The sequence below is a fragment of the Microcoleus sp. AT8-A3 genome (genome assembly GCF_036705675.1).
Classification (GTDB): Bacteria; Cyanobacteriota; Cyanobacteriia; order Cyanobacteriales; family Microcoleaceae; genus Microcoleus.
Genome location: NZ_JAUBVD010000075.1, coordinates 21,081 through 27,196, shown reverse-complemented (window position 1 = coordinate 27,196; position 6,116 = coordinate 21,081). Strand labels below are relative to the sequence as shown.

Sequence of the window (6,116 nt, the reverse complement as noted above, 5' to 3'; positions counted from 1 at the left end):
GAGGCTATGAATGCCCATTCTTGTGACTACTTTCCTATGCCTGACCTCATTCCCGAATTTCAGACCTGAATCCTTACGTTGGGACAAAGGGAGAGTTTGTCCGGTAATTGCCTCATGGAAGCCTTGCTGAAGCCCTTCGAGGACAGTTTCAGTGGGGTTATCATCTGGATCGATATCAGTGTCTTCCGGCACTAAGACAATAATCCGAACGTGTCTGTGGTTGACAAGGGTAAGGGGTCTATCTATACACAGCATCCCTCGATCGTCAATTGTTCCAGTGGTTTCGATCGCTTTCATAGTCTACTTTTTTTTCTGTAAATAACAGTGTTTCCAAGGATATCAAAGAACTCAATGGATCGTGAGATATGGAGTCAGAAACCCGGTTTCTTACAACATCTCGGTGAGAATGCCAAAATTATCGCAGAAACCCGGTTTCTGGGATTTGGGCTCTGTGCGCGGGGAGTCAGAAACCGGGTTTCTTCACCAAATTTCGGTGAGGATGCTTAAATTATGGCAGAAACCCGGTTTCTGGGATTGGGGGCGGAAACCCGGTTTCTTGGTTTCTTTCTATTCTTCAAAGGTTAAATGCTGGATTAATCGATCGCTAGTTGAATCTTCTAAAAAGTAACGATAAGCATCTGCTGACTGAAATTTCGCTCGCACTCCATCTATTTTAGGTAAATTTCCCTGGCGCAAATCAATATATTCTTGATAGCTAGAAAACTCCCAATTCTCGGCTTTTTCAACTATATTAGCAGAGACTGGGTTTAAGTGAATATAGCGAGTTAAGTGTAATAAATACTCTTCTGTCTCTACATGAATCGCCTGAAATCGTCCCTGAAACAATGAACCCACCCTTTGATAGCGTTTACTGATAGCCTTAACATAAGACAGAGTAAACGCCTGCATCAGCTTGGAAAAACGATCGGTTTTCAAGTAAACTAATAAATGATAGTGGTTTGGCATCAAACAATACGCAATAATATCGACACCATGATTAATCAGATGGTTTCTTAATTGGCGTAAAAAATAAATATAGTTTTCTCGCTCAAAAAAGATAAGCTGACGGTTATTGCCTCGGTTATAAATATGGTAGTAATTACCCGCTTGCAAGATAACTTGGCGACGTGGCATTTGGCAGATCGGATGGTACGTGTGCGACTCAGAAACCGGGTTTCTTCCTAAATCCGGCGTGAGATGCCAAAATTATCGCAGAAACCCGGTTTCTGGGATTTGGGCTCTGTGCGCGGGAGTCAGAAACCGGGTTTCTTCCTAAATCGGGCGTGAGATACCAAAATTATCGCAAAAACCCGGTTTCTGGGATTTGGGCTCTGTGCGCGGGAGTCAGAAACCGGGTTTCTTCCTAAAATCTCGGCGATGATGCAGAAATTATCGCAAAAACCCGGTTTCTTGGATTTACTAGCTGCCGCCAATCCGGGCGACATCGCGAGCATTTTCTTCAAACGCAGCCGTCAGCGCATCATCACCGCTTAAACCCGATGCGATCGCCCTTTCAATAGCCTGCAACACCCGCTTGTAATCCCTCGGCATCACCTTCACAAACACCGGCACCATCGAATCCCAATTTGCCAAAACCTTCGATGCTTTCGCACTTCCAGTTAAATCAAAGTGAGTCTGAATTAACTGCCGCAAATCGCTAATTTCCTCAACATCCTCCAATTTTTCCAAATCCACCATCGACATATTGCAGCGAGTAGCAAAATCCCCCGCTTCATCCAAAATGTAAGCGACGCCGCCACTCATACCCGCTGCAAAATTGCGCCCGGTTTCGCCCAAAACTACAACTTTGCCACCAGTCATGTACTCGCAACCGTGATCGCCCACACCTTCAACTACTGCGTTAACGCCGGAGTTACGCACCGCAAAACGTTCGCCCGCCATCCCTCGGATGAAAACCTCACCAGCAGTCGCGCCGTAAAGCACTACGTTACCGACAATCACGTTTTCTTCCGCGACAAAGGTGGAAGCGTGCGACGGATACAGGATAATCTTGCCGCCGCTGAGCCCCTTGCCCAAATAGTCGTTAGCTTCGCCTTCGAGTTCCAGGGTGACTCCCTTGGGCACGAATGCGCCAAAGCTTTGCCCAGCGCTGCCTTGGAAGTGCAGGTGCACCGTGTCATCCGGCAAACCTTCCCAGTTGCGCTTGGTGATTTCGTTGCCGAGAATTGTGCCGACAACGCGGTTGACATTGGTAATCGGCAGTTTGGCGTGGACTTTTTCGCCATTTTCGATCGCACCTTTGCACAAATCCAACAACACAGTCATGTCGAGGGACTTTTCCAAACCGTGATCCTGCGCCATCTGACAATAGCGCCCGACATCCGCGCCAACTTCCGGCTGATAAAGGATTTTCGAGAAATCCAAACCCTTAGCCTTCCAGTGTTCCACCGCTTGCTGAGGTTCCAAAACATCAGTGCGGCCAACCATTTCATTCAACGTGCGGAAGCCCAACTGCGCCATAATTTCCCGGACTTCCTGCGCGATGAAAGTCATAAAGTTTACCGTGTGATCGGGGTCGCCGGTAAAGTTTTTCCGCAGCAGTGGGTCTTGCGTTGCCACGCCCACGGGGCAAGTGTTCAGGTGGCAAACGCGCATCATGATGCAGCCCAATGTCACCAGCGGCGCGGTAGCAAAACCGAATTCCTCAGCGCCAAGCAAGGCAGCAATTACTACATCGCGGCCGGTTTTCATTTGACCGTCAGTTTCCACGACAATCCGGCTGCGGAGATTGTTGAGTACCAAAGTTTGGTGAGTTTCAGCCAGTCCCAATTCCCAAGGTAATCCCGCGTGTTTGATCGAAGTTTGCGGCGAAGCGCCGGTTCCGCCGTCGTAGCCGGAAATCAACACGACATCGGCGTGGGCTTTCGCAACCCCGGCCGCGATCGTCCCGACTCCCACTTCCGACACGAGTTTGACGCTAATCCGCGCTTCCCGGTTGGAATTTTTCAAGTCGTGAATCAATTCGGCCAAATCTTCGATCGAATAAATGTCGTGGTGAGGAGGAGGCGAAATCAAACCCACACCCGGAGTCGAGTTTCGCACCTTCGCAATCCACGGGTATACTTTTTTACCGGGCAACTGTCCGCCTTCACCGGGTTTCGCACCTTGCGCCATCTTGATTTGCAGTTCCCGCGCTTGGGAAAGGTACAAGCTGGTAACGCCGAAACGCCCGGAAGCAACTTGTTTGATCGCGCTGTTTTTCGAGTCGCCGCGATCGTTCGTCCAAGTGTAGCGATCGGGATCTTCGCCGCCTTCACCGGTGTTCGATTTGCCACCAATGCGGTTCATCGCGATCGCCAGAGATTCGTGGGCTTCTTTAGAAATCGAACCGTAACTCATCGCCCCAGTTTTAAAGCGTTTGAGAATAGATTCGATCGGCTCAACTTCCTCAATCGGTATCGATTCCCGCTGCTTGAATTGCAACAAACCGCGCAAGGTAAAATGCTGCTGGTTTTGTTCGTTTACCAGCCCAGAATACTGTTTGAAAAGCGTATAACTGCCCTCGCGCACCGACTTTTGCAGCGCGTGAATTGTCTGCGGACTAAACAAGTGCGCCTCGCCTTCTTTCCGCCACTGATATTCGCCGCCGACATCGAGAGTATGTCCGCTGGCTGGGCGGTCTGGGAATGCGTGGGTATGGCGCAAAATAGCTTCTTGGGCGATGACTTCGAGGTCTACGCCTTCAATCCGGGAGGCTGTCCAAGCAAAGTATTTATCGACTACGGATTTGTTTAAGCCGATCGCCTCAAAAATCTGCGCGCCGCGATAACTTTGAATTGTAGAAATCCCAATTTTCGAGGCAACTTTCGTCACACCTTTAGTTGCGGCTTTGACGTAGTTTTTGCAAGCTGTTTTGTACTCGACATTTAGCAGCAATCCTTCGCGGATCGAATCGGCGATCGTCTCAAAGGCCAAATACGGATTAATCGCGCCGCAACCATATCCAATCAGTGTCGCAAAGTGATGCACTTCCCTCGGTTCGCCGGATTCGAGCACGAGTCCCGCCCGCGTCCGCGTTCCTTTGCGGATCAAGTGGTGGTGCAGGCCCGCAACTGCCAGCAGCGCCGGAATTGGGGCTTTGTCTGGACTGATGCCCCGATCGCTCAAAATGAGGATATTCACCCCGGAGGCGATCGCGCTGTCTGCTGCTGCAAAAACCTCTTCTAAGGCTTGTTCTAGACCTTTTACGCCGCTTTTGGGGTCAAACAAAATCGGCACGGTGACGGACTTGAAATTGCCCTCATTTACGTGTTGGAGCTTAGCTAATTCTTCATTGCTGAGAATTGGCGTTTTCAGTTCAATTAAATGACAGCTTTCCGGTTCTGGTTTGAGCAAGTTGCGTTCAGCGCCGATCGTAGTTTCGGCAGAAGTTACAATTTCTTCGCGGATAGAATCGATCGGCGGATTGGTAACTTGAGCAAACAACTGCTGGAAGTATTCGTAAAGCAATTTTGGCCGATTGGAAAGCACCGCCAGCGGCGTATCCGCACCCATCGCGCCGACAGCTTCCACGCCATCTTTTGCCATCGGTGCTAACAGCAACCGCAGTTCTTCAAAGGTGTAGCCAAAGGCCATTTGGCGCTGCAATAATGTTTCGGGATGAGATTCTGCCAATGCCGGCGCATCTTTCAGTTTGGCGATTTCGACCATGTGCTGGTCGATCCACTGGCGGTACGGGTGTTCTGTGGCGATTTTGGTTTTAATTTCCTCGTCAGAGACGATGCGGCCTTCCTCGGTATTTACCAGGAACATCCGCCCCGGTTGCAAGCGACCTTTTGATACAATTCGTTCAGGGGCGATCGGCAAAACTCCGGCTTCCGATGCCATAATTACCAAGTCGTCTTTGGTAACGCAGTAGCGGGAAGGGCGCAAACCGTTGCGATCGAGCACGGCCCCGATCGATGTACCATCGGTAAATGCGATCGAAGCTGGGCCGTCCCAAGGTTCCATCAAGCAAGAATGGTATTCGTAGAAAGCTTTTTTCTCGTCACTCATGGACTCGTGGGCTGTCCAAGGTTCGGGAATCATCATCATGACAGCGTGCGGCAAAGAACGCCCGGCCAAAGTCAGCAATTCCAAAGCATTGTCAAAAATCGTCGAGTCGCTGCCTTCGATATTGATTAAATTGGGGATTTTCTTTAAGTCATCGCCGAATAGTTCCGACTCGAACAGCGATTGCCGCGCGTGCATCCAGTTAATGTTGCCGCGCATTGTGTTAATTTCGCCGTTGTGGGCGATGTAGCGGTAAGGGTGCGATCGTTCCCAACTCGGAAAAGTATTGGTGCTGAAGCGCGAGTGAACTAGGGCTAGAGCGCTTTCCATGTCTGGGTCGTGCAGTTCGGGATAGTAATCGCCGACTTGCACCGGCATTAACATACCCTTGTAGACGATCGTCCGGCACGAGAGAGTGGAATTGTACCAGTAGGGGTCTGTGTTAGTTCTGCGGATGGCGTTGTGAGCCCGTTTGCGGATGACGTACAGTTTCCGCTCGAAAGCCGCCTCGTCAATACCTGCGGCGCGCCGGAGGAACACTTGCTGCATGAAGGGTTCGCTAGATTTGGCGGTGTCGCCGAGGGACGAGTTGTCGGTGGGCACATCGCGCCAGCCCAGCACTTCCTGGCCTTCTTCTGCGGCGATTTCCTCAAAAATGCGTTTGCCGTTTTCCCGTTCAGTTCGATTTGGCGACGAGTAAATCGCGCCAACGCCGTACTCGCCGGCTTCGGGAAGTTCGATGTTTAGGGCCGCCGTTACTTTCTTGAGAAACTTGTGGGGCACCTGCATCAAAATCCCCGCCCCGTCTCCGGTGTTGGGTTCGCAGCCGCACGCGCCTCGGTGGTCGAGGTTCAGCAGGATTGTTAGTGCCTGCTCGACTATTTCGTGGGATTTGTTACCCTTCATGTGTACGATGAATCCGACTCCGCAAGCGTCGTGCTCGAACTGCGGATCGTACAAGCCTTGTTTTTGTGGCAGTCCGTTGCTGTTCATTTTGATGTGTCTCTCAAAGTGGTGAAAAGATGTTGATCTAGAGTAGATGGTGGGATGCCGATCGATCTAGTATCATTTATTATAGGTGGATCTACTGCATTGGGTAGATG

General features: G+C 50.5%; 3 protein-coding genes. All 3 read right to left on the bottom strand.

Going from position 1 to position 6,116, the window contains the following annotated elements; all coding sequences use genetic code 11:
* The coding region (locus QUB51_RS27220) for a type II toxin-antitoxin system RelN family antitoxin (protein ID WP_333263062.1) at nucleotides 1-297 on the bottom strand (297 nt) is incomplete at its 3' end.
* A 270-nt stretch (nucleotides 298-567) separates the two neighbouring features.
* A complete protein-coding gene (locus QUB51_RS27215) occupies nucleotides 568-1,134 on the bottom strand; it encodes a transposase (RefSeq protein ID WP_333055105.1) in 567 nt (188 codons plus the stop codon).
* A gap of 285 nt (nucleotides 1,135-1,419) precedes the next feature.
* On the bottom strand, nucleotides 1,420-6,006 hold the full coding sequence (gene gltB / locus QUB51_RS27210) for a glutamate synthase large subunit (protein WP_333263059.1): 4,587 nt from the start codon (nucleotides 6,004-6,006) through the stop codon (nucleotides 1,420-1,422).
* Nucleotides 6,007-6,116: the final 110 nt, after the last annotated feature.